At 45.0% G+C, this 24059-nt stretch carries 18 protein-coding genes and 1 pseudogene; 6 read left to right on the top strand and 13 right to left on the bottom strand.

Features of this window, described 5'->3' with window-relative positions:
• Positions 1 to 143 precede the first annotated feature (143 nt).
• The gene (locus QQL36_RS20780; RefSeq protein ID WP_321566647.1) at positions 144 to 2072 is read left to right on the top strand and encodes a glycoside hydrolase family 97 protein; all 1929 of its coding nucleotides are present in this window, start codon (positions 144 to 146) and stop codon (positions 2070 to 2072) included.
• A 162-nt stretch (positions 2073 to 2234) separates the two neighbouring features.
• Here the strand turns inward: QQL36_RS20780 and QQL36_RS20775 are convergent, their stop codons facing one another.
• Positions 2235 to 2588, bottom strand: a complete 354-nt coding sequence (locus tag QQL36_RS20775; protein ID WP_083728729.1) for a winged helix-turn-helix transcriptional regulator — start codon at positions 2586 to 2588, stop codon at positions 2235 to 2237.
• A 90-nt stretch (positions 2589 to 2678) separates the two neighbouring features.
• Here QQL36_RS20775 and QQL36_RS20770 point away from each other — a divergent pair, with 90 nt between their 5' ends.
• A complete protein-coding gene (locus QQL36_RS20770) occupies positions 2679 to 3335 on the top strand; it encodes an NAD(P)H-dependent oxidoreductase (RefSeq protein ID WP_083728731.1) in 657 nt (218 codons plus the stop codon).
• 342 nt (positions 3336 to 3677) lie between these two features.
• Here QQL36_RS20770 and QQL36_RS20765 read toward each other — a convergent pair whose 3' ends face one another.
• From QQL36_RS20765 to QQL36_RS20750, 5 genes and pseudogenes are all read right to left on the bottom strand, one after another.
• Entirely contained in the window at positions 3678 to 3890 is a 213-nt protein-coding gene (locus tag QQL36_RS20765; RefSeq protein ID WP_321566646.1) for a hypothetical protein, read from the bottom strand.
• Positions 3891 to 4030, bottom strand: a pseudogene (locus tag QQL36_RS35725) (transposase); the annotation flags it as partial. It abuts the gene before it with no gap.
• Between the two features lie 59 nt (positions 4031 to 4089).
• Positions 4090 to 4596, bottom strand: a complete 507-nt coding sequence (locus tag QQL36_RS20760; protein WP_321570555.1) for an IS110 family transposase — start codon at positions 4594 to 4596, stop codon at positions 4090 to 4092.
• The gene (locus tag QQL36_RS20755; RefSeq protein ID WP_321566369.1) at positions 4512 to 4853 is read right to left on the bottom strand and encodes a hypothetical protein; all 342 of its coding nucleotides are present in this window, start codon (positions 4851 to 4853) and stop codon (positions 4512 to 4514) included. Before QQL36_RS20755 ends, QQL36_RS20760 begins: the two co-directional genes overlap by 85 nt.
• Before the next feature lie 200 nt (positions 4854 to 5053).
• Complete coding sequence (locus tag QQL36_RS20750) at positions 5054 to 6835, bottom strand: glycoside hydrolase family 35 protein (protein ID WP_235643980.1); 1782 nt, start codon at positions 6833 to 6835, stop codon at positions 5054 to 5056.
• Between the two features lie 241 nt (positions 6836 to 7076).
• Between QQL36_RS20750 and QQL36_RS20745 the strand changes: the two genes are divergently transcribed.
• The gene (locus QQL36_RS20745) at positions 7077 to 7718 is read left to right on the top strand and encodes a carboxypeptidase-like regulatory domain-containing protein (protein ID WP_321566645.1); all 642 of its coding nucleotides are present in this window, start codon (positions 7077 to 7079) and stop codon (positions 7716 to 7718) included.
• A 69-nt stretch (positions 7719 to 7787) separates the two neighbouring features.
• Here QQL36_RS20745 and QQL36_RS20740 read toward each other — a convergent pair whose 3' ends face one another.
• Complete coding sequence (locus QQL36_RS20740) at positions 7788 to 8198, bottom strand: hypothetical protein (RefSeq protein WP_143709131.1); 411 nt, start codon at positions 8196 to 8198, stop codon at positions 7788 to 7790.
• 168 nt (positions 8199 to 8366) lie between these two features.
• Here QQL36_RS20740 and QQL36_RS20735 point away from each other — a divergent pair, with 168 nt between their 5' ends.
• Complete coding sequence (locus QQL36_RS20735) at positions 8367 to 13637, top strand: PKD domain-containing protein (RefSeq protein WP_321566644.1); 5271 nt, start codon at positions 8367 to 8369, stop codon at positions 13635 to 13637.
• Between the two features lie 10 nt (positions 13638 to 13647).
• The gene (locus tag QQL36_RS20730) at positions 13648 to 14706 is read left to right on the top strand and encodes a PorP/SprF family type IX secretion system membrane protein (protein ID WP_321566643.1); all 1059 of its coding nucleotides are present in this window, start codon (positions 13648 to 13650) and stop codon (positions 14704 to 14706) included.
• A gap of 1060 nt (positions 14707 to 15766) precedes the next feature.
• Here the strand turns inward: QQL36_RS20730 and QQL36_RS20725 are convergent.
• The 3 genes from QQL36_RS20725 to QQL36_RS20715 all read right to left on the bottom strand — a co-directional run bounded on the left by QQL36_RS20725 (position 15767) and on the right by QQL36_RS20715 (position 19203).
• Positions 15767 to 17464, bottom strand: a complete 1698-nt coding sequence (locus QQL36_RS20725) for a GMC oxidoreductase (RefSeq protein WP_083729863.1) — start codon at positions 17462 to 17464, stop codon at positions 15767 to 15769.
• A 238-nt stretch (positions 17465 to 17702) separates the two neighbouring features.
• Positions 17703 to 18278 (bottom strand): gluconate 2-dehydrogenase subunit 3 family protein, encoded by a 576-nt coding sequence (locus QQL36_RS20720; protein WP_083729864.1) that lies wholly within the window; start codon positions 18276 to 18278, stop codon positions 17703 to 17705.
• A 166-nt stretch (positions 18279 to 18444) separates the two neighbouring features.
• Entirely contained in the window at positions 18445 to 19203 is a 759-nt protein-coding gene (locus QQL36_RS20715) for a L,D-transpeptidase family protein (RefSeq protein ID WP_083729865.1), read from the bottom strand.
• Positions 19204 to 19466: 263 nt separating this feature from the next.
• On the opposite strand from QQL36_RS20715, the gene QQL36_RS20710 reads away from it, so the two are divergent.
• Positions 19467 to 19664 (top strand): hypothetical protein, encoded by a 198-nt coding sequence (locus tag QQL36_RS20710; RefSeq protein WP_321566642.1) that lies wholly within the window; start codon positions 19467 to 19469, stop codon positions 19662 to 19664.
• 124 nt (positions 19665 to 19788) lie between these two features.
• Here QQL36_RS20710 and hppD read toward each other — a convergent pair whose 3' ends face one another.
• From hppD to QQL36_RS20695, 3 genes are all read right to left on the bottom strand, one after another.
• Positions 19789 to 20925 (bottom strand): 4-hydroxyphenylpyruvate dioxygenase, encoded by a 1137-nt coding sequence (hppD, locus tag QQL36_RS20705; RefSeq protein WP_083729883.1) that lies wholly within the window; start codon positions 20923 to 20925, stop codon positions 19789 to 19791.
• Positions 20926 to 21573: 648 nt separating this feature from the next.
• A complete protein-coding gene (locus QQL36_RS20700) occupies positions 21574 to 22566 on the bottom strand; it encodes an aldo/keto reductase (protein WP_083729868.1) in 993 nt (330 codons plus the stop codon).
• 235 nt (positions 22567 to 22801) lie between these two features.
• Complete coding sequence (locus QQL36_RS20695; RefSeq protein ID WP_321566641.1) at positions 22802 to 23959, bottom strand: homogentisate 1,2-dioxygenase; 1158 nt, start codon at positions 23957 to 23959, stop codon at positions 22802 to 22804.
• Positions 23960 to 24059: the final 100 nt, after the last annotated feature.

Raw genomic sequence — 24059 nt, 5'->3', positions numbered from 1 at the left:
GTTTTTTTTTTGAATGGGGTTCCTCCCTTGGGATAAATCCCCGGCAGTAGCAGCCGATTTTTCTGAAAATAGTTTTCCTCCCTTGGGGTAAATTATCTCTTTCAGGATTGTTTTTATACCTTTAAAAAAACTCAGGTCTATTTATGAAATTCCACCCATGGCTTGCATGCGCCTTCCTGTTAGGAAGTGCCTCCGCCATTCATGCACAACAAAAATTTACTTTACTATCACCCGACAAGTCTATTACCTTGTCCGTATCCGTAGGCGCCAATATCACCTACAGCGTATCGCAGGATAACAAGCCTTTGATCGGTAACTCGGTGGTTTCCTTCAACAAAGGCAACTGGAAAGTGAGCAAATCAAAACAAAGCTCACACGAAGGGCAGCTCACGCCCATCGTAAAACAAAAAACTACCACCATTGAAGATCGCTACAATGAGCTGCATATTGATTTTAACAACGCATTGTCGCTGGAATGGCGGGCATATGACAATGGAGTTGCCTGGCATTGGATAAGCCGCGAAAAGGGCCCTTATAAGGTCACAGACGAGCAGGCAGAATTCAATATGGATAAGACAGGCAAAGCGTGGTATCCGCAGGAAGACGGGTTCTATTCTCATAATGAACGGAAATATATTCCTTATGGGGTGGGTGAAATAGACGAAAACAAGTTGGCTAGTCTGCCAGCATTGTTCGAAGTCAACGGTACGAAACTCCTTATCACAGAATCAGGTTTATACAACTACGCAGGTATGTGGCTACGTGGCGGCAACAGTATCCATGGCGTGTTTCCGCATTTTCCCAAAGCAGTGAAAATCACCAGCGACAGAGATGAGCAGGTCGAATCAAGGCAGGATTATATTGCAGAGCTGAAAGGTCCGCAGGCGTTTCCATGGAGAATAGTCATGATCGCACGCAAAGACGGGGACCTGCTTACCAACCAACTGGTCTACCAGCTGGCACCCGATGCCAAAGGCGATTTTAGTTGGGTAAAACCCGGTAAAGTGCAGTGGGACTGGTGGCATTACAACAATGTATACGATGTAGATTTCAGGGCAGGTATTAACAATGATACGTACAAATACTACATTGATGTGGCCAGCAAATATGGTATTGAATATGTGTTGCTGGATGAAGGCTGGTGCAGTACCCGCGACCTCTTTAGCCTGGCGCCGGATATCAATGTAAAAGAACTGGTGGCATATGGAAAGAAACGTCATGTAGATATATTGTTGTGGAGCAGCTGGATGGTGCTGAACCAGCAGATGGATATGGCACTGGATACCTTTGCAGCATGGGGCGTGAAAGGGATTAAGGTAGACTTTATGCAAAGAGATGATCAGCCAATGGTACAGTACTATGAAAAGGTGGCGAATGCCGCTGCTAAAAGGCAGTTACTCGTAGATTTTCATGGGGCGTACAAACCTGTTGGATGGCTGCGTACACATCCGAATGTATTGACGTCAGAGGGTGTGATGGGAAATGAGATCAGCAAGTTTGCGAACCTGATTGATCCGGTACATACCACTACCCTACCCTTTATCAGGCAGGTAGCAGGGCCGATGGATTTTACGCCAGGCGGTATGATCAATGTACAGAAAGACCAATGGAGTGCACAACCGGCAGAGCCGATGACATTGGGTACGAGATGTAATCAATTAGCCATGTACATTGTATTCGAAAGTCCGTTGCAGATGTTGTGTGATATACCTACGCATTACCTGCATGAGCCGGAGGCAATGGAGTTGTTGAGTAAGGTGCCGGTGCAATGGGCAAAGACGATTCCTTTGCAGGCAAAGGTGGGGGAATATGTGGTGATGGCGAGACAGGCGCTGAATGGAGATTGGTATGTGGCAGGGATGACGAATTGGGATGCGAGAGATGTGGAGGTGGATTTGTCTTTTTTACCGGCAGGTACTTATCAGATGCAGTTATGGAAGGATGGGGTGAATGCGGATAAGAATGCGAAGGATTTTAAGTTGGAGAAGAGAGCGATAGGAAGTGGTGCGAGGTTGCCGCTGAAGATGGCACCGGGTGGTGGGTTTGTGGTGAGGTTGAGTGGGGCCATGTAGCAAGATGGAGTGTGGATTTGTGATAAGGTTAAGAGGAGCGATGTGACACGATCGAAATAAGTTTTTCATAAAATTAAAAAAGGAGTTTCTTTAATGAGACTCCTTTTTTAATTCAATAAGGGTTGTATCAGTTTTTGCATGAATGGTGATCACAGCATCATTTCATCTACTTTGGTGTTGTACCCCCCACTCTTCCAGTTGTTTCCATATTGGCGCCAGACTCCTGGCACTTTCAGTCAAACTATATTCCACACGTGGCGGCACTTCTGCATACGCTGTTCTGATAATCAGGCCATCCTTTTCCATCTCCTGCAGGTGTAAGGTCAGCATACGATCAGAGATATCCGGTATATGCTCTTTCAACTCTCCAAACCGCATGGTACGCTTTTCCAGCTTATACAAAATAACCAGTTTCCACCTACCGCCAAGCACACTGATCGCATAAGTCGTAGCGCAAAACGAATTTAGATTTTTCTGGTTGATACTATTCGAAGAACTTTCCTTACGTTTTCCCATTACTTACAATTTTGTGTGAAGCACACAATTAGCTTCACCATTATTCATTCCACCACTGCCATTTACTTTTGTAAAAAGCTACATAAAATTATGAAAATACTGATAGTTTTAGCGCATCCGGAATTACAGAGTATGAATGGCGCGATGTATCATACTGCAATCGAGACCTTGCAGGCAGAAGGACATGAAGTAAAGGTAAGTGATCTTTACAGACAGGCATTTGATCCGGTGTCGGACAGAAGGAATTTTACGACAGTGCATAACCCTTCCTATTTTAAGCAGCAGCTGGAAGAGAAGGATGGCGTTTTCTCTCCTGACATTGAAACAGAGCAGCAGAAAGTAGAATGGTGTGATATGATGATCTGGCAGTTTCCTTTGTGGTGGTTTACTGTACCGGGGATATTGAAAGGCTGGGTGGATAAGGTATTTGCTTATGGTCGTTTTTATGGAGAGGCAAAATGTTATGAGAATGGGGTGCTTAAAGGCAAGAAAGCTTTGTTGTCATTGACCACCGGCGGTACTGCCGAAAAGTATGAAAAAACAGGGGAGCATGGTGATATAGATGCGATATTAAAACCGATAAACAGAGGGATGTTGGAGTTTGTAGGGTTTAGTGTGTTGGAGCCGCAGGTGGTGTATGCACCGGTGAGAATGACGGAGGAAGAGAGAGAAGGGGTGCTTCGGAATTATGGAGAAAGATTGAAAGGGATATTTGAAGAGGAGTTGCTGAGTGTAGGAAATTATTAGATTATAATGCTCGTAATAGGAATTTATTAGATTAGCTGACTGTAAGGATTTATTAGCTTAAAAACCTGATTGAAGACTTTTCTTAAATTTAAAAAGAGCGTGTATCAAAAGAAATACACGCTCTTTTTCTTTGAAAATAGTTCGTCCAGGCCATAATTTGATATGACTCTATAGGATTAAAATTTTCTTTTCGTGCTTATAGCAACAATCGTTTGTACTTAGAGTCTTAAATCAGTTTTTTCTACAGGCTGAAAAAGCACCAATAAAAGGTCGATTTTTGTAACTTAGTAATCTTATTGAGATGGGGGTAATGCCTCAAGCTCGCGCAGGCGTCTGAGATAATTATTTATCTGCGCCTGCTTTCTTTTTTAGCCACTCCTGATTATCAGGTTCCATATATGGCACTCTATTTTTGAGTATAAAATAAGCGGCAATTAGGATTTTGTGTGAAATTGCAATAAGTGCTCGTTTTTTGCCTCTTCGTATACTCAAAGTATAATATTTTCTTTTCAGATAAGTATCTTTCGTATGTGCTGCAGCCCATGCTGCTTCCACGAGTGCGGTTTTAAGGGATCTGTTGCCATGATTGATTCTTTCACTTTTCTTTTTCCGGCACTTTCATTATTACCAGGACATAAACCACACCAACTAGCCAAATGATGCTGATTAGGGAACGCATGCATATCTGTACCTATTTCGGCTAAGATGGCGGTAGCTGTTTGTTTTTGTACTCCGGGAATAGTCTGAAGTAATTTTACTTCTTCCTCCCATTTTTTAAGTACTGATCTATACGGTTATCCACCTGACCAAGTAGGTCATTTAGCTGTAAAATAACAGTTTTAGACAGGCTGAGCATAAAACGGTGATGCTCATTAAGATGGCCTTCTAATGCAAGAATAAGCTCTTGTTTTTTGATTTTGAGCCTACCTTTTGCCAAATTGGCCAATATCATAGGATCCTGTTCTCCTTCAATAATGGCAGTGATCATTGACCAGCCACTTACACCGAATACATCACTGACTACAGTGCTCAATTTGATATTGGCTGTCTCTAAAATGTTCTGTAACCGGTTATATTCACTGGACCGCTGTCCTATTACTTTACGTTTGTATCGGTACAATTCCCGTAATTCGCGAGTGTATTGCGGTGGAATAAAACTTCCCTTTAGTAGCCCGCTTAGCAATAATTTTGCAATCCAGGCACTGTCATTGCGATCGGTCTTATGCCCCGGCACATATTTAATATGCCGGGCATTGACCAGAATAAGTTCAAAGTGAGGTTCCAGTATATTAAAAACAGGCTTCCAGTAAACCCCGTGCTCTCCATTGCGACATGTGTAATGCCGGATTCTTCAAGCCAAGCTACCAGGTCCCTAAGTGAACTTGTGAAAGTGCTAAAAGTGCGGGTTTGTTCTTCCAACCCATTTCCTCTGATGGTGGCTACTACATTCTCCTGGTGAACATCGAGGCCACAGCCGCGACTCACAACCTGTTCAAAACTGATATGTGATTGTTCCATGGTAGTACTTTTGTCGAAGGTACCACCATTTTCATAGTCGTTTGTGAACCCGGTTCATGAGGGTTTTTTATGAAAATGGTTTTCATTCCCCGTTGGTGAATTCCCTCTTTCATGAAGGTTTTATTCGGAAACCTAATGGAGCCTGGTTCCTGCTTATGTGATTCTCGGAGGTTTTATTTATGATACAACCTCTCTATTTATTATTCCAAAGTCTTCGCGCCACCTACAGTAGCAGCAGTTGTTTGCAACAGATCAAACACCACAATCTCATTCTCCCCTTTCTTCAGCCATGGAGCAGGACAATACAAACGTTTCTGCGGGCCAATTTCCCAATAGCGTCCCAGGTTATGTCCATTCACCCATACAATACCTTTCTTAAAGTTACTCATATCGATATAAGTATCAGCAGCGGCATTCAGGTTGAAGCCTGCTTTGAAGAAGATGCCCGGACGGCTGGTATCAGCACCAGGTTTCAGCTGTGACACAAAACCATCTTTCATTGGCAAACCATATACCTGCCAATCCATCAGCGTCATACCTTCGAGGGTAACACGATCAGTGATACCTTTACGGTCGATCAGTTCCTGTGCAAAGTTGATACGGCCCATTGCTTCTACAAAGATTTCCAGTATCGGATCTTTCACATCACTCTTTGGCAGATTGATGCTGTTTTCACCAAGACGACGATCTATTTTACCAACAAATTTCCCATTCAGGAATACAGTAGCATAGTCATGCAGGTCAGTGATTTTCAGCGTACCATGTTTACGACCGATCAGTTTTGTTTTGTACACCATGAAACCATAGTCCTGACCGTAAGCTTCGAAAGTCTTTGGCTGTACAGATGCAACAGGTGCAGGCAGGTTTTCCCATACGTTTGCATAAGGTTTCACTTCGAAGTTAGCCACTACAGTAGCAGGAATGGGTGCTGGAATAGCAGGCAGTTTCTTCCTGGTATAACTGGCGATGAGGTTGCGCAGCGCCATATATTTGGCAGTCGGTACACCTTGTTCATTGATAGGAGCATCGTAGTCGTAAGTAGTCAGGTCCGGCTCGTACCCTTTGCCACCGGAGTTAGCGCCGGCAGTATAGCCGAAGTTAGTACCACCGTGAATGACATAGAGGTTGAAAGAGCGGTTAGTGCTGAGCAGGAACCTGATCTCTTTCAGAATACCGGAGGTATCAGGATGTGCGAATTTCTCGCCCCAGTGTGTTAACCAGCCTGGATAAGATTCGCTGCTGAAAGAAGGTACGTCAGGGTTCTGGCGTTTTGCAGCTTCGAAGTCGCCTTCAGAGCCACCGGAGTCAAGACCGATTGCAGCACCGGGTACTGAACCGGCTTCCAGCAATGGGTCTACAGGACCATCCGCAGTATAGAAAGGTACATTGATACCATTTTGTTCCCAGAGGCCTTTCAGTTTGTAGAGGTATTGTTTATCGTTGGCATAGCTACCATATTCGTTCTCTACCTGTACCATGATGATCGGACCGCCGTTTGTCACCAGCAGGGGTTTCACCTGTTCGCTGAGGGCTTTTACATAGCGCTCTACAGCAGCCATGTAGCGGGGATCGAGGCAACGAACTTTGATGTCTGGCGTACGGAGCAGGTAGGGTGGTAAGCCACCGAATTCCCATTCGCCGCAAACGTATGGACCTGGGCGGAGGAGTACCCACATGCCTTCCTGCTGAGCGATTTTGATGAACTCAGCTACGTTTCGGTTTTCCGAAGAGAAGTCGAAGGTGCCTTCTTCCTCTTCGAGATAGTTCCAGAATACGTAAGCAGCAATGGTATTGCAGCCCATGGCTTTGGCCATCTGGATACGGTGCCGCCAGTATTCTTTGGGAATACGGGCAGGGTGTAGTTCGCCGCTGATGATCTGGTAAGGTTTTCCATCGAGAAGGAATTCACTCTTTGCTAAGGCAAAGGTGTGTTTTGCCTGGGCCTGTACCATTTGACAGCTGAGGAGCGCGAGTGCGCTCATGACAATTAGTTTTCTCATTCGTCCCTGTAACAATTGATTAAGCTGGCAAAATAAGGAATGTTATGGTAATATAAAGGTTAAAATAGTATTAGTAGAGGTATCAGTATTGTAAAAACAAGTAATTTAATTGTGGAATCAGGGGGATTCCGGCATCCTATAGTTATGGAATGGCATCCTATTATACGACTAAATGGATGCGATCAGATTATAGCTTACTTCCACCAGATAGAAGATCATTAAAATGAAAAAATATATTGTCTCGATCCCAGAACCATGTACTGTTCCTTTGCAGGATATGACTCCAATGCCCGGAGGCAAATATTGTAGCAGTTGTCAAAAGCAGGTGGTAGATTTTTCCGGCATGACCAATCAGCAAATGATCACTTATTTTGAAAAGCATCCTAACTGCTGCGGAAGTTTTCTGCCTTCGCAGTTAGATAAGGAGATAATAATAAAACCTGGTCGTACCTGGATGCCGGCGGCCCTGATAGCAGGTATGCTGGCGCTGGTGATCCCTGAAAGCGGAAAGGGACAATATAAACTTACAGGGATTGTACACGACTCAACGAGTCACGATCCTTTAGCATCAGTAACTGTAATAGTAATGGACCGGCAGGGTAAAACAACCAATACAGGCACTACCACCAATGCAGATGGAACATTTAGTTTGTTAATACCTGAAGAATATGAGACGGGATTAAAAGTGCAATTGCGATACGTAGGTTATGAAATAAAAGAGGTCACTGTACCTGAAAAGCAACTGAAGGCAAATGAACCTACACGTTGGGTGCTCGATATGAGTGCGGCGGTATTGGGAATGCCTGCTATTGTGTATGTAAAATCAAGTAGATGGAAGCGATTCATGCATAAAATATTTAGATAAAAACATGTACGGTTTTGAATGCTGAATAGGTACGGTCTAAAAAATTTTAGATAAAGCAGATCACACTCCTCACAACCTCACCGGCAAATAATACAACACCTGCACCGGCACCCCATTACACATCCCCGGTTTCCACTTCGGCATTTTCACTATCACATTCTGAATACAACTATCCAACAATGTCTGCGGATTCTTATAATTCGCAAACCTCATTTTAGTGATTTTCCCATTCACATCTATTATAAATTCCGGATAACTAGACGCATAGTACGGCTGCTCTATCCCCTCCCTTTCGGGAATATGCAAATTCTTTGAAATATACCTCCCCAACCCCTCCTCTCCCCCCGGAAATGAAGGCGCCACCTCTGGATAACGCACTACCCACTCATGAAACATCGTATCCTCTACCGGCTTGCAAAAGCCCCCGGGCAAGGTATCTGCCCTGTTGATCATACTACAGAGTAAAAGTGTAAATAACATCAATTTATATTTTATTTAAATATAAATAAAGCTCCCCGGTATCCATAATTTATTTTATCAATCTTAAACAATTCCGCCGGCCATGCTGTTATCGTTGTTGCCCTTAGCAACATACATCAACATACTTTAGCAACATACATCAACACACATTAAATCACAACTCCCTATATGATGCCCCGTAGTGTCTTGTTCTTCTTTTTCTTACTGATAACCACCTCTGTCTATGCACAATCTCCTACCGTTACCTCTTTCACTCCCACGACTATCTGCCAGGGGGGCCAGGTCATAATTACAGGCAACAATTTCACAGGTATTCAAAATGTGGTTTTAGGCTCCCGGGCAGCAGCAGGTTTTACTATCAACAACGCCACTACTATTACAGCCACTGTAGCGGAAGATGCGACCACTGGCGGCGTCAGTGTAGAGGGCATAAGCGGAGGCGGCACCCTAACCATCAAACCTTCGCCCAAACCTTCCCTGAAAGATCTCAATACCCTGGATGCACCTTTTACAAACTGTAACGGAAATAATAACTATACCCTGAAGGTGGAAAACTCCTCCGTGGTGACGGGCACCGGTAATAACTATGAGATCAACTGGGGCGATGGAAGTCCCACGTTTACACAAATGGATTGGGCATCGGGATCGCAGTTAACACATGCCTATAGTTCACAGGGGTATTTCGTATTGACAATAAAAATCACCCCTACAAATGGTTGTACCAGAATCACTACCTACCAGTTTTACAATGGTCAGAACCCATTGGCAAGTCTGACCACCTCTACCTCCACTACAGGCCTTTGTGCACCGGCAGCAGTAGAGTTCCAGATCGGCAACTGGTTCACTAACTCACCAGGCACGGAGTATATCCTGGATTATGGAGATGGCACCACTCCTCAGACATTAACACATCCATTGAATGCGACAAATACCGTATTTAAAATCTCTCATACCTATACAAAATCTTCCTGTCCCAAGGCGGATTACACCGCTACTTTATATACCAGGAATGCCTGTTACACGACCACGTATACCCTGAACCAGATTGTGATACGCTCTAAACCGGTGGCAGATTTCACTGTCAAACCTACGATATGTGTGAATGAGGATTTATGTGTCACCAATAAATCCAATACAGGTACGAGTGGAAATTATTGTAGTTCCAATACAGACTATCTATGGGATTTTGGAGATGGATTTACTTCTACACTAAGAGATCCTGCTTGTCATAAGTATGCAGCAGCAGGTCCTTACAGAATTACACTGACAGCGACCAGTGTAACCTGTGGTTCGGATACGAAATACATCGACATTATCGTATTACCCATTTCTCCCAAACCTACGGTGACAACGCCGGTGGTATATTGTCAGGGCGCAACAGCGACAGCGCTGACGGCGACTGGTACGAATATAAAATGGTATACAGCCGGGGGAAGCCAATTACCCAATGCACCGACACCATCTACAACCAGTGCAGGGAACACCACTTATTATGCCACACAAACATTGACGGGACAATGTGAAAGTGAGCAGACACCTATTGTGGTAACTGTAAATGCATTGCCGGCAAAACCCGTAGTGACCACGCCCGTAACGCTTTGTCAGAATACGACAGCTTCCCCATTAACAGCGACCGGAACAAATTTAAAATGGTACGATGCAGGTGGCACACCACTGCCCAGCGCGCCGACACCATCAACGACGAACATTGGCACAACTAAATATTATGTAAGTCAGACGACGAATAATTGTGAAGGACCGAGAGCTGAGATCGATGTGATCATAGGTACATTTCCCATCACACCAACAGTGACCACACCGGTCAATTATTGCCAGGGACAGGCAGCAGGTCCATTGACAGCAAGTGGCACCGGGTTAAAATGGTATGATGCCAATAATGTATTATTACCGGGCGCTCCTACCCCATCTACAGCTACACCGGGTAGTACGACTTATTCCGTGAGTCAGAGTAATGGTTGCGGAGAAAGTCCGAAAGCCTCCATCACAGTGAATGTCAATCCTGCACCGACAGCGACTATCAGCTATTCGTCTGCAGTATTGTGCAATGCAACCGCAAGCGCAGTAGTCAATGTCAATCAAACAGGAAGTACCGGTGGTGTGTACAGTATTTCGCCGGCAGGCATGACGATCAATTCATCTACCGGCACGCTGACTCCAGCGGGTGCCTCACCGGGAAATTATACCATCCGATATACGGTAACAGGTACAGGTGGTTGTGCAAATGTAGTAGCAACAGCGACTGTTACGGTCAATGGTACGCCTGATGCAACGATCAGCTATCGGGCTATCTGTTCTGCTGATGGTATAACGGCAGTTACTTTAAGTGGCAGTGCAGGGGGAATATTTTCTTCTACAGCAGGGTTGAACCTCAATGCCACTACAGGAGCGATCACACCTGCTACCAGTACACCGGGTAATTATATGGTCACTTATACGATCGCAGCAACACCACCTTGCCCGGGCTTCCAGACCACCGCCAATGTTACTATTACAAAAGCACCTGTAGCCAATATCAGTTATACACCCGCTACTTTATGTAATACCAGCACAAGCACGCCTGTAAATGTAACACGCACTGGCGATGCCGGTGGTGCCTATAGTATTTCGCCATCAGGATTGATAATTGATCCATCTACCGGAACACTATCCCCTGCTGGTGCTGCACCGGGGAATTATACCATCCGATATACATTAACAGGTACAGGTGGTTGTGCGAATGTAACAGCGACAACTACTGTCAATGTAAGCGGCACACCGACTGCAACAATACAATATACCGGTAGTCCTTACTGCGGAGATATCAGTACACCACAGCCAGTAACACATACAGGTACTACAGGGGGAATATTTTCTTCTACAGCAGGGTTGAGCCTCAATACCACTACAGGAGCTATTACACCTGCTACAAGTACACCGGGTAATTATATTGTCACGTATACGATTGCCGCAGCCCCACCTTGTCCGGGTTTTCAAACGACAACGAATATTACGATCACCAGACCACCTGCTGCCGCCATCAGTTATACACCCGCTACTTTATGTAATACCAGCACAAGCACGCCTGTAAATGTAACACGCACTGGCGATGCCGGTGGTGCCTATAGTATTTCGCCATCAGGATTGACCATCGATCCTGCTACCGGAACTTTAAACCCTGCTGGTGCTACGCCCGGAAATTATACAATTCGCTATACCCTGCCTGGTGGCAACGGTTGCGCAAATGTAACTGCGACCACGATTGTCAATGTAAGCAGTACACCCAATGCAACGATATCATATGCCGGCAGTCCTTACTGCGGAAATATCAGTACACCACAACCGGTGACAAATACAGGTACTACAGGGGGAATATTTTCTGCCCCCACAGGTTTGAGTATCAATGCCACTACAGGGGCTATTACCCCAGCGGCAAGTACACCAGGTACTTATACGGTTACTTATACAATTGCAACATTAAGCCCCTGTCCGGGATTTACGACCACTACAAATATCACCATCTATGAAAGTCCGGTGATCAATTTCCCTATCCCTGATCAGGCTGTCTGCTCTGGTACGTCTGCTACTTTCACCCCGGTTTCATCTGTTTCAAATACAATCTATTCCTGGGCCGTTTCCGGCACTTTGCCTTCAAATGTGACTGGAATTAGCAATGGTGATTTTACGGGCGATTTAAGCCTCTTATTTACAAACAAAGGGAATAATGATGTCATCATCACTGTAAGGGTCACGCCTTTCAATCCTCTGCAAACTACCTGCGCCGGTGTTGCATGCAATATTCATATCACGGTGCATCCTGAAGTGCCGGCGCCGGCTGTCAGTGATGTGAGCACCTGTATGGGAGGAGCTTCTGTCACGCTGCAGGCCACTGCCCTGCCGGGGCATACCATTCGCTGGTATGATGCACAACAGGCATTACTGCCTTCGGCACCCGTTATCACTACGACTGATTCCGTTCGTTTGCAATACTATGCCAACCAGCGCAGCAGCTTTGGCTGTGAAGGGCCTAAGGTAAGTGTGATCGCCATTGTGCATCCTACTTTAAAGATCACTGGTGCGGACTTTACCAATCCTCTTGCCTGTGGCATTCCTTCAGGCACCATCGTATTGCAGACCAGGGATCTGAATGACCAGATCGTTGCGAATATCCCCGTCATCGTTCACTATAAAAAATTCAACACGGCACTGGTAGCTACCGGTTTTACCGATAGCGATGGCAAGATCACCCTCTCACTGACCGCTGGCAGTTACACTGATTTTTATGCAGAAAGTACAGGTGGTTGTACCACTGCACATCTGAATGATGTCTTCGTTTTAAAAGATCCTGATCCACCGGCAAAACCGGTAGCAGGCTACAATCCGCCTATCTGCAGCGAGACCCCATTGACATTGACAGCGCTGTCAGCAACCAGTCCGCAGGCTGGCGACATCGAATTCGTATGGGCAGGTCCCGCCTTTGGCCCTTACCCGGATACGGTGAATAATTCTGTCGTGACATTCCCTTCCGCCAGCGTTTCGGATGCAGGTACCTATGTGGTGTATGCCACTCAACACAACTGTATCTCCGCCGCCGATAGCTTTATTGTGGTAATCAACCGGTCTCCGTCAAAACCTGTGATCAGTACCCGCAACCCACTCTGTGTAGGCGATGAGCTGTACTTAAGCGCCACCAGCGGTATTGGTGATAACTCTACCCTGACCTATCTCTGGACAGGCCCCGGCCGCGGTTTTCCCGTGAATGGTACACATGCCGGCATTGACAAGGTAGCACTGACTGATGCAGGCAGATATGCCATAACCGTGACTTCCAGTGAAACAGGTTGTGCATCTACCACAGATACGTTGATTGAAATCGGGAACTACCCGATCCTACATTTTGCAACAGATACACTTATTCTTCCTACCGGGTTCAACATCCAACCCGATCCTGTCCTGACGAACGCCAGTGAACCCGGTATCCTGCCTATGCAAAGCTACATCTGGACACCGGCCGATGATCTGCAATGCAATGATGCACTGTGTGACAAACCTTTATTGACAGTTAAGAACGATGCCTGTTATGCCGTAAAAGCCACCAATATATACGGTTGTAGTGGCAGCGATACGATCTGTGTACGGGCCTTCTGTAAAGAGGCACAGGTCTTTGTTCCCAATGCTTTTACACCTGATGGTCTGCCGGAAAACAGGATACTGATGGTACGCGCCAGCGGTATCTCTGCCGTGAAATCTTTCAGGGTATTTAACCGCTGGGGCAGGGTAATGTACGAGCGGAGCAACTTCGCACCAAACAGCAGTGAGTTTGGCTGGAACGGGTATATCAACGGCAAGAAAGCAGATACAGGTGTGTATGTCTACACCGTAGAAGTTGTCTGCGAGAATGGTACCCCTTATACATTGAAAGGGAATGTAACATTATTCTAAAGTATGTAGTATGAAAAAGATCATCGTCTTTTTATTTTTATATAGCCTGAAATTAAGCGCACAGGATGTGGGCTACTCTCAATATTACGACCAGCCGTTGCTTAGAAATCCCGCATTGGCAGGTATCTTTGAAGGAGACGTGCGGGTCACTGCTTCTTATCGAAATCAATGGGAAAGTGTGACGGTACCCTACAGAACTTTTGGATTGAGTGCAGAGTATAAAACCCCTTTCCATGCATTGTTTTCAGAGAACAGTACCGTCACTTATGGCTTGCAGGTATTGCGGGATGTAGCAGGCACTTCGGAGTTCAGTACTACGCAGATTATGCCTGCGGTGAATAGTAGCTTTTATATCGGGAGAGAAAAGGTCTCTTATATCTCTGTTGCATTTATGGGTGGACTCATGCAACAACGGTTTGATCCCAGTAAGTTACAATTCAACGATCAGTTTGTAATGGGTAGCAATGGTGCGTTCAGTATCCTGCCTTCTTCCAGACAAACGTTTGATATGACCAGCGTGAATTATTTTGATATGGCTGCGGGCGTGAGTTATAATGGAACGTTGAAGAATGAGGTGGATTTGTTTGTAGGCGCAGCAGGGTACCATTTGAATAGTCCGCAGGTGGGTTTCTTTAAAGGAAATAAAATTACTTTAAATAAAAAAGTGTCTCTCAATGCAGGTTTATCTGTACCTACCAGTGAGGTGAACAGGTTTATTTTATATGCAGATTACTTCAGACAATTCAGGAGAATAATTCCTGTGGATGCAGTCGGTGTCAGTACCATGCAATTTGGAGCGATGTATAGCTGGGACTTATCAGACGAAATAGATCTGTCTAAGAATTTTACGATAGGTTTGTTGTACAGGAAGAATGATGCGATCATACCTGTTGTCAGGATGGAGATGTATAACTTTCTCTTTGGATTGAGTTATGATGTAAATGTCGACAAACTGGCCGCTGCTTCGCAAAGAAGAGGCGGCCTGGAGGTGATCGTTTCTTATAGAGGATTTTTAAGTAGCAGGAACGAAAGCAGGCGTCAGACGTTGTGCCCCACTTTCAGACGATAGGTTTTATGACTGCACAGGATACACACCACGGCAAGGGATAATGCGCGTTTTAAAAGATTCATGGTTTAAATTTAAAGATTTCGGGTGCAATTAATATTGGTGCTGTTTATTAGGGTTCTTTATATAAATAGATACCAGTTTTTGTTTGGCTGACAGGATTTCCTTTAGTGAAAAGGATGTCCAGAAAAAGGTATGATAATAAAAATCAATGCGGTGAGCATTGTGAATTTGCCGTAACGTCAAATGAGGGAATAGCACACAGCGGCAAAAAGGGGAACAATTATGAAAGAATTTTGTTTTTTTGATGGCTTCCGCAGATGGATCTGCAATAACCTGTAGGAGCTCCCGGCAAAAGAAAGCAGCGGTACCAAGTTCCCTTTCAGTTAAAGACCGCTTTTGAAAGAGCCTGTATTGTAAACGTTGTTCCCACCTGAGGGGTGGATACTTTTCGAATCGAATGGGTACCTTCTCCTGCTGGCATCGTTCTATGAATGCTTGGAGGCAATTCATCTCATCTTCCCGTTCTTTAAAGTAGGTGATAAACTCCCCACGGGAATCGCCGGGAAACCTGTAAAAGGACATATAAGCCTGATAGAAAGTGGCGGCTAAGGCAAGGATCTGTTTAGAGTCGATTTTTATTTTTTTCAAATTTCCCTTTGGTAATTGTTGTATCTAAAATTACCGTTTCATTTTTAAGGAGGGTAATATCAATAGCATAAATATTTGTTACAAATTGATCCAATAAAAAACTTCCCACAGGCACAGTAATTTCAGAATCGTCTGGCTAATCTATAGTTGCATCCTTCGATCCATTATAACAATGTGTACCTTGTATGAGTTGTATCTACCTATATGGATTTTCTTTGTCCTCCACATTGTTGCCTCTTTCCAATACATCGTTTTGAGCCCTTTTTCACACGACTCCTTCGCTGCCCATCCTACACTGATACCGGAACCCACTACAATTGCATTAAAGGGTATTTTCTTTTGTTGCTCTAATGTTGAGGTTCATATAGGTTAATTAAAAAAGGCTGACTTTTCGGGTCAGCCTTTCTATATTTTAGATATTACCTTTCTTCAGTTCCTTATACATATAGTCGACTGCACGTGCCGTGAGCGCCATATATGTGAGCGAAGGATTTACGCAGGCTGCCGATGTCATACACGCACCATCTGTCACAAACACATTCTTTACGGCATGCATCTGGTTGTACCCATTCAGGATAGACGTTTTAGGATCACGGCCCATACGTGCGGTACCCATTTCATGGATCGCCATACCAGGATAAGAACCGGCGTCATAAGTCCTGACATCCTTCATACCAGCTGCTTCCAGCATTTCTGCCGCATCGTTCATCATATCCACACGCATCTTCTTTTCATTCTCTTTGAACTCTGCATCGAACTTCAGTACGGGCTGTCCCCAATCGTCTTTTACAGATGTATCGAGGGTTACCTGGTTCGATTCGTAAGGCAGACATTCGCCAAAACCACCAAGACCTACGGACCAGTTGCCCGGTTCTGACAGCATATCTTTGAAATCTTTACCTACTCCCAGTTCGGCTACTCCACGTGCCCAACCTTCACGGCTGGCGCCACCCTGATAACCAAATCCACGCAGGTAATCACGTTTGTCACTACCAATATTGCGATAGCGTGGAATATAGATACCGTTTGCACGGCGGCCAAAGTAATATTTATCGTCAAAGCCCTCTGCCCTGCCAGATGCACCGGTACGGAAGTGGTGATCCATCAGGTATTTACCCAGTACGCCACTGTCATTGCCCAAACCATTCTGGAAACGGCTGGAGGTAGAGTTCAGCAATACAAAGGTGGTACCCAGGGTGGACCCATTTACGAAGATGACTTTTGCATAAAATTCCGTCATCTGTTTTGTATGTGAATCGATCACCCGTACACCGGTTGCTTTGCCTGCTTTCTCATCATAGATGATGGAATTCACAATGCTATCCGGACGTAAGGTGAGGTTGCCCGTCGCCATCGCTGCAGGCAGCGTAGAAGACTGGGTGCTGAAGTAAGCGCCAAACGGACAACCACGGCTACAAAGGTTACGGTACTGGCAATTGGTACGGCCAGGCAGTGGTTTGGTAATATTCGCCACACGACCCATAGTCATGATACGGCCTTTGAAACTGGATTCAATGCGTTTCTTCACTTCTTTCTCCACGCAGTTCATTTCCATCGCTGGCATAAACTGGCCATCCGGTAGTTGTGGCAAGCCTTCTGCCTGCCCACTGATACCCGCGAATTTCTCTACATAATCATACCATGGCGCGATATCCTTGTAGCGGATCGGCCAGTCGACAGCAATACCATCTTTGGCATTGGCGCCAAAATCGATATCGCTCAAGCGGTAAGACTGACGGCCCCACATGATGGATTTACCACCCACGATATCAGGACGGAACCAGTCAAAACGTTTTACCTCATTGTAAGGCGATTTGGAATCATTGAGCCAGAAGCGCTCATTGTATTCACTATATGGATAGTCACGGCTTAGTTTAGGATGCGTTTCTCTCTGTTCAGTAGTAATTTTACCACGGTGTGGGAACTCCCATGGAGCCTTGGTGGCAGTATCGTAGTCCTTAACGTGTTCTAATTGTTTGCCCCTGTCCAGCATGAGCACTTTGAGACCTTTTTCTGTCATTTCCTTGGCAGCCCAGCCACCACTTACGCCAGAGCCGATCACGATGGCATCATACGTGTTCTGCTCCTGAGCCTTAGTATTCAGATTCATGGAATTCTACTTGAGTTGATGAATTAATGTGCGCGAACGAGTCTTATCTATTTAACGTTAATTGACTGCATAGCCCAGGTTTTTTACACCTGTCGATTGACTGCATAGTCCAGGTTTTTTACACCTGTTGAATAACTACATAGCCCAGGCTTTTACACCTGTTGATTGACTACATAGTCCAGGTTTTTACACCTGTTGAATAACTACATAGTCCAGGTTTTTTACACCTGTTGAATAACTACATAGCCCAGGCTTTCTCCCCTTTAGTATAAGGTATACAACCTTCGTATTTGCCAGGTACCGGTACATAACGGAGTGCTTTGGTAGCACCGGCTTCGGAGGTGAAATACCCGACGAGGGTCAGTTCTTTCAGGATCTGGAAATAGTGCGTGGGATCCTTTTCCTTTTTGTTTTCACGTTTATTGTAAGCAACACGTTCCTTGTCGATATCAGTCAGAATGGTAGTTTTCTGATCTGCGCTCAGGTCTACGAATGGCTTTTTGAATTGCTTTTGTGCTGACTCATCGATCTTTTTCAGACCATCCAATACCAGTTTCTGGTCTTCTGGTTTGTAGCAATCATTCAGCATGAGGGCAATAAACTCGTCTACTTTGGCAGCTTTGGCACCAGGTGTATCGGTTTCAGGGATGATCGTATCTACAATCCCGGCCAGCATCTTTTGGGTTTCAGGCGCCTGCAACGCATAATTGTCGGGGCCTTTTGGATTACAGCCTTCAAGGGCTGACAACGTGGACGCGGAAATTGCCGACCCTAAGAGAATGGCAACGTTCCGAATGGCTTCTCTTCTGTTCATAATAGTAAATTGATTTGACCTTTAGTCTCAAGTTTCGAAAAAAAACTGACTTTTCATAGAAAAAATAAATAAGCGGAAGGAAAAGTTACAAAAAGAAAGGGGGATATAAAAGCAAAAAGCGCTCTTACCGGCGGTAGGAGCGCTTTTTATGGAAGCAATGAATTTCTTACATAACATATTGGCCTTTGTTGTCTACAAGGACAACCGGGAGACGGTGGTGCTGTTCAAAGTAATCGTATGCGGTTTTAAGGTCCGCCCAGAACTTGGTAGACGTCTTATCTTCCGGGTTCAGTTTTACGCCCTGCAGGTATTCCAAAGAACGGGTGCGGCCGAACTTAACCGGGAATACGTGTACCGGAATGAAGTCCTGACCAGCGTTCTTGGCATTGACAGCCAGGATGTATACTTCATCAATAAATTCATCGGTGAGCGGAATGCAACCGATGGTCAGACAGCTACCATGGATATAGATCTCATTGCCCGGTTTCTTCGGATCGCTGAGGATCTTGTCGGAGAAGTTCGGATAATTGATACCCAGTGAAAGGTGGTAGTTACTATTCGGATTGAAGTCATTGATATAATAGAACCCTTCTGGTACCTGCTGGTCCCCTTCTTTGCGTTTAGGGCCCATTTTGCCTGACAGGGTACATACCCGGTAAGATTTAAAGAGACGAAAAGTGTCGGTAGCCTTATTTTTCACCCAGATTTCCAGTTCACTATCCAGTTTGAACGACCGGAGGAAGATGTATTTAGCCGGGTATTCCAGGCCTTTCTTTTCAAACTCCTTCTTTAACTGCTCCTCCTTATCCCTGTAGGCTAAGCCTACTTTCGGGAACATCTTCTGGTTGTCCAGAAATGACTGCTGCTGGGCAAACACTTTTCCTACCCCAAGTAGTATCATTACTGCTAAAACGACCTGCTTCATAGATATTTTAACCCTTTATTATTTCACGTTTACGGTTTAGCCGGTGTGGCGCCCGGTTGCGCATTGAACGTTCTATATGCAAGATAAAACAATAATATTGAAAAAATAGCGTATATCACGATTCCGACCTTGCGATTTGCAAAACGGAGTATGTAGTGGCGCTCTCCCTGATAGATCAGCACAGCTGTAATCATTTGAAAAATTCCTGCCAATAGAAATAACGCGCCTAGTAATGTTTGTATTCTCATAAACAACGATCTGTCATGCAAATTATTTCAAAATTTGCAACAATAGCAATCCCCCGAATGTGGCATGCCGGAGGCATCAGCGCCATAGTCGCGGCTGTTGGGGGTAAAGTACTGGTTGTCAAGGAAATGTTAAACTATCAAATAGGGGGGATTTTTGGAAAAGTGAGGAAGGAAGCCTGGAAATATCATGAGGGTGATAGTAGGAAAAATTAAACAGGGAGTTTTTGTAGAAAACCATTTTAACGAAAAATAAAGGGCTGTTCCGTACGGAACAGCCCTACTTGCTAAAACAACAATAGAACGGCGGATCTTCGATAGAATAGACCTACCCGAATTTTTACAGGTTACCTCTTAATGCCTGCTCTCTTTCAATAGATTCAAACAAAGCCTTGAAGTTGCCCTTACCAAATGACTGGGCGCCCTTGCGCTGGATGATTTCAAAGAAAACAGTGGGTCTGTCCTGTACGGGTTTGGTGAATATCTGTAACAGGTAACCTTCGTCGTCACGATCTACGAGAATACCCAGCTCTCTCAGTGGCTGCAGGTCTTCGTCGATCTCTCCTACCCTGTCCAGCAGGGTATCGTAGTAAGATCCCGGAACTTTCAGGAATTCTACACCCCTGTCCTGCAGGTCGGTTACTGTCTGAATAATATTATTGGTTGCGATGGCTACGTGCTGTACGCCCGGACCACCATAGAAATCGAGGTATTCTTCGATCTGCGATTTCTTCTTACCTTCTGCAGGCTCATTGATCGGGAATTTCACACGACCGTTGCCATTGCTCATTACCTTACTCATGAGGGCAGAATATTCGGTAGAAATGTCTTTATCATCGAAGCTGAGCAGGTTCCGGAAACCCATTACCTGTTCGTAGAAGTCTACCCAGGTATTCATTTCATTCCAACCCACATTGCCTACGCAATGGTCTACATATTGAAGACCGGTATCGGTTGGGTTGTAAGTTGATTTCCATTCTTTGTAACCTGGCAGGAAAGGACCGTTGTAGTTCTTTCTTTCTACAAAAAGGTGTACGGTATCGCCATAAGCGTGAATACCACTGCGTACTACGGTACCAAATTCATCTTTCTCCTCTTTTGGCTCCATGTAAGGTTTAGCACCTCTCTTTACAGTTTCTTCAAATGCAGAGCGGGCATCGTCTACCCATAGCGCGAGTACTTTTACACCATCACCGTGGGCGGCAATGTGTGCAGCCAGGTCGTTGTTAGGCTGAAGCGGCGTGGTCAGTACAAAACGGAGTTTGTTTTGCACCAGTACATAGGAGGAGCGATCTTTCACACCTGTTTCCGGGCCTGCATAAGCGAGGGACTGGAAGCCGAAAGCGGTTTTGTAATAGTGGGCGGCCTGTTTTGCATTCCCTACGTAGAATTCAACGTAGTCAGTGCCGTTCAATGGTAAAAAGTCTTTTACATTGGCAGGAGCTGCTGCCAGGGCAGCATCAGGAGCAGTACTCATGGTGGTTTGATTTTTAAGAGATGTAGAAAGTTTTGGTGTATGTGTATGTGAATGAATGAAAGCAATGCGCATAAGCATTGGCATCATTACAAGGAGAGGTTACAGATATGTAATAGTGAAAATCGGGCGCATATCTGTAATCAGGCGATTACAGCATCCATGGCCAGCGTGGACATCAGGAAGCAGTACTTGCTGTGACGCTGGTCTGATTTGGAAGAGTGGTATGTGCGCGTATTGAACATGAAATAGTTGCTAGTGCAATAATATGCATTCCTTTTGAATAAAACAAAATATCACATTTGTGGTAGTGTATCAGCTTGATACATTACCCGTATTTGTTTTATTGTTTTGCTAATCTATCTTCGATGCTTCTTCGACGCTTCTTCGATACTTCTTCGATGCTTCTTCGATACTTCTTCGATGCTTCTTCGATACTTCTTCGATGCTCCTTCGACGCTTCTTCGATACTTCTTCGATGCTTCTTCGATGCTTCTTCGACGCTTCTTCGATGCTCCTTCGATGCTTCTTCGATGCTCCTTCGACCAGCAAACTACTCAAAAAGGGCACCTCAATATCTCTACAATAATGAAGTACCCTTTTAATAGCAAGATGTACCGAACTTGCAGGAAATTGCTAACGCTACATGAATTAAATCAATTCCAGCTGATATAATTTATCATTGATATACTTGATCTCCTCTGCACCCAGTTTTACATGAATAGCTCTTGCATTCTGTATCGCCTGATTCGCATCCCGGGCACCTACCAACGCTACTGTAATACCCGGCCTTTCAATCGTCCAGCGGATCACCAACTGAGCCAGTGTTACATTCTTACTTTCTGCCATCGGGCGGATCTGGTCAAGGAATGCATTGATACGAACCAGGTTATCTTCCTTGTAGTATTTAGATCCCGCACGGGTATCGCCCTCTCCGAACTGATGCCCCGGTTTGATCTTCCCTGTCAGCACCCCCCGCTGCAGCGGACTGTATGCCAAAATACCTTTTTTGTTTTCTATGCAATAAGGTACTGTTTCCTTTTCGATATTCCGCTCTACCATGCTGAAAGGCACCTGGTTGGAAGCGAGTTTTACCACGCTGTCTGCTTTCTTCATCTGCTCCACATTGTAGTTACATACACCTGCTTCGCGGATCTTACCCTGTTGTTTTAATTGTGCCACAGCTTCGAAAGTTTCTTCAATCGGTGTTGTCGGGTCTGGCCAGTGAATCTGTAACAGATCGATATAATCTGTACCCAGTCTCTTCAGACTATTCTCACACTCAAGGATCACACTTTCCTTCCCTGCATATTTGTAGATATCAATATCTTTCCCGCTGTTGTCTTTGCTCTTAAAACCAAACTCACCTTTTGCCAGATCCCAGCGCATACCAAATTTAGTGAGGAGCTGTACCTTGCTACGGTCTGTTCCTTTCAGCGCTTCGCCTACAATTTCTTCGCTTAATCCCTGGCCATAAATGGGTGCCGTATCAATAGAAGTAACACCTTCATCAATAGATGCTTTGATCGCTTCCACAGCGTCTTTCCGCTCTGCGCCGCCCCACATCCATCCACCAATTGCCCATGCGCCAAATGTAATGGCGCTTACCTTCAGTTCGCTTTCGCCTAATTGTCTAAATTCCATTTTGTTCCCGTTTTATTGTTATGCAATATAGAAAATCAGGATGGATCAAAAATAAATGAAACTCCCTGGACCCGCATAAAATGGAAATCCGGCTCCATCAGGTATCCGAATAAAAGAGCGTGTACCTTCAACATAAGATACACGCTCTTTTTTTGGGAAGGGCCTCTGGCCGGCTAAAGCGTTAAACACGACTGCTTGCAGCAATACCCCCCTGCTTAAACTAAATCTGATCCCCCTACTCCTTCCAACTCATAGTATAACTTTCATCCTCTATTCCCAACGCCTCTTCTGTAATCTGCAATGGATGAAAAGTATCCACCATCACCGCCAGCTCTTTCGTTTCCGTTTTCCCGATACTCTTCTCCACCGCGCCCGGATGTGGTCCATGTGGAATACCACCGGGATGTAACGTGATCATTCCTCTTGTCACATGCTTGCGACTCATAAAATCACCATCTACATAATACAGCACTTCATCACTATCAATATTACTATGATTGTAAGGCGCAGGTATAGACGCCGGGTGGTAATCATACATTCTTGGTACAAATGAACACACCACAAAATTATGCCCTTCAAATGTCTGATGCACCGGTGGTGGCTGGTGCACGCGCCCCGTAATCGGCTCGAAATCGTGTATGGAAAAGGCAAACGGATACTCGCATCCATCCCACCCTATCACATCAAATGGATGATGCGCATAGTGTATAGGATACATCATGCCTTTCTTTTTTATCTTAATTAAATAATCACCTGCCTGATCCACCGTTACCAGGTTCTCCGGCTGGCGGATGTCCCGCTCACAATAAGGCGCATGTTCCAGCAACTGCCCAAACTTGCTTAAATACCGCTGCGGATAACGAATAGGACTAAATGATTCTACGATAAACAGCCTGTTGTCTGCCGTATTGAAGTGTACCTGGTAAATGGTGCCGCGTGGTACCACCAGGTAATCACCATAGGAAAATGACAACTGTCCATACTGTGTAAGCAGTGTACCACTCCCTTCATGCACAAAGATCATTTCATCTGCATCCGCATTTTTATAAAAGTACTCCGTCATACTCTCCTGCGGAGCCGCTAATACGATGTGCAGATCACTATTCACCAATACCGGTTTCCTGCTTTGCAGAAAATCTTTTTTAGGCATGATATTAAATCCCTGAAAACTCCGGTGCTTGAGCATCTTCTCTTCCGCTACTTTTGGCGCTACCGAAAATGGCGTATCTACCTTTACAATTTCTGTAGGAGGATGACAATGATACAACAACGTAGAATTGGAAGAAAAGCCTTCAGTGGAAAATAACTGTTCGGAGTACAACGACCCATCCGGTTTGCGGAACTGGGTATGACGCTTGTGCGGGATCTCTCCCAGCTTACAATAATGAGGCATTACAAATATGTTTTGATGTGTGGAGTTACAATTTTATGACAAACGTTAAAAAACGAAAGCGGCGTCCATGGCCAAAGCTGCCAGCAGAAAACAGTATTTC

The organism is Chitinophaga sp. LS1, assembly GCF_034274695.1.
Lineage (GTDB): Bacteria > Bacteroidota > Bacteroidia > Chitinophagales > Chitinophagaceae > Chitinophaga.
This window is presented reverse-complemented; position numbering and strand designations above follow the sequence as displayed.

Bases quoted from the DNA above. Each gene is read 5' to 3' on its own strand.
- QQL36_RS20725 (WP_083729863.1), bottom strand. From the start codon at position 17,464: ATGAATCTGAATACTAAGGCTCAGGAGCAGAACACGTATGATGCCATC.
- QQL36_RS20700 (WP_083729868.1), bottom strand. From the start codon at position 22,566: ATGGAATTTAGACAATTAGGCGAAAGCGAACTGAAGGTAAGCGCCATT.
- QQL36_RS20775 (WP_083728729.1), bottom strand. From the start codon at position 2,588: ATGGGAAAACGTAAGGAAAGTTCTTCGAATAGTATCAACCAGAAAAAT.
- QQL36_RS20745 (WP_321566645.1), top strand. From the start codon at position 7,077: ATGAAAAAATATATTGTCTCGATCCCAGAACCATGTACTGTTCCTTTG.
- QQL36_RS20695 (WP_321566641.1), bottom strand. From the start codon at position 23,959: ATGCCTCATTATTGTAAGCTGGGAGAGATCCCGCACAAGCGTCATACC.
- QQL36_RS20710 (WP_321566642.1), top strand. From the start codon at position 19,467: ATGCAAATTATTTCAAAATTTGCAACAATAGCAATCCCCCGAATGTGG.
- QQL36_RS20735 (WP_321566644.1), top strand. From the start codon at position 8,367: ATGATGCCCCGTAGTGTCTTGTTCTTCTTTTTCTTACTGATAACCACC.
- QQL36_RS20780 (WP_321566647.1), top strand. From the start codon at position 144: ATGAAATTCCACCCATGGCTTGCATGCGCCTTCCTGTTAGGAAGTGCC.
- QQL36_RS20730 (WP_321566643.1), top strand. From the start codon at position 13,648: ATGAAAAAGATCATCGTCTTTTTATTTTTATATAGCCTGAAATTAAGC.
- QQL36_RS20740 (WP_143709131.1), bottom strand. From the start codon at position 8,198: ATGTTATTTACACTTTTACTCTGTAGTATGATCAACAGGGCAGATACC.
- QQL36_RS20720 (WP_083729864.1), bottom strand. From the start codon at position 18,278: ATGAACAGAAGAGAAGCCATTCGGAACGTTGCCATTCTCTTAGGGTCG.
- QQL36_RS20770 (WP_083728731.1), top strand. From the start codon at position 2,679: ATGAAAATACTGATAGTTTTAGCGCATCCGGAATTACAGAGTATGAAT.
- hppD (WP_083729883.1), bottom strand. From the start codon at position 20,925: ATGAGTACTGCTCCTGATGCTGCCCTGGCAGCAGCTCCTGCCAATGTA.
- QQL36_RS20750 (WP_235643980.1), bottom strand. From the start codon at position 6,835: ATGAGCGCACTCGCGCTCCTCAGCTGTCAAATGGTACAGGCCCAGGCA.
- QQL36_RS20715 (WP_083729865.1), bottom strand. From the start codon at position 19,203: ATGAAGCAGGTCGTTTTAGCAGTAATGATACTACTTGGGGTAGGAAAA.
- QQL36_RS20755 (WP_321566369.1), bottom strand. From the start codon at position 4,853: ATGGAACAATCACATATCAGTTTTGAACAGGTTGTGAGTCGCGGCTGT.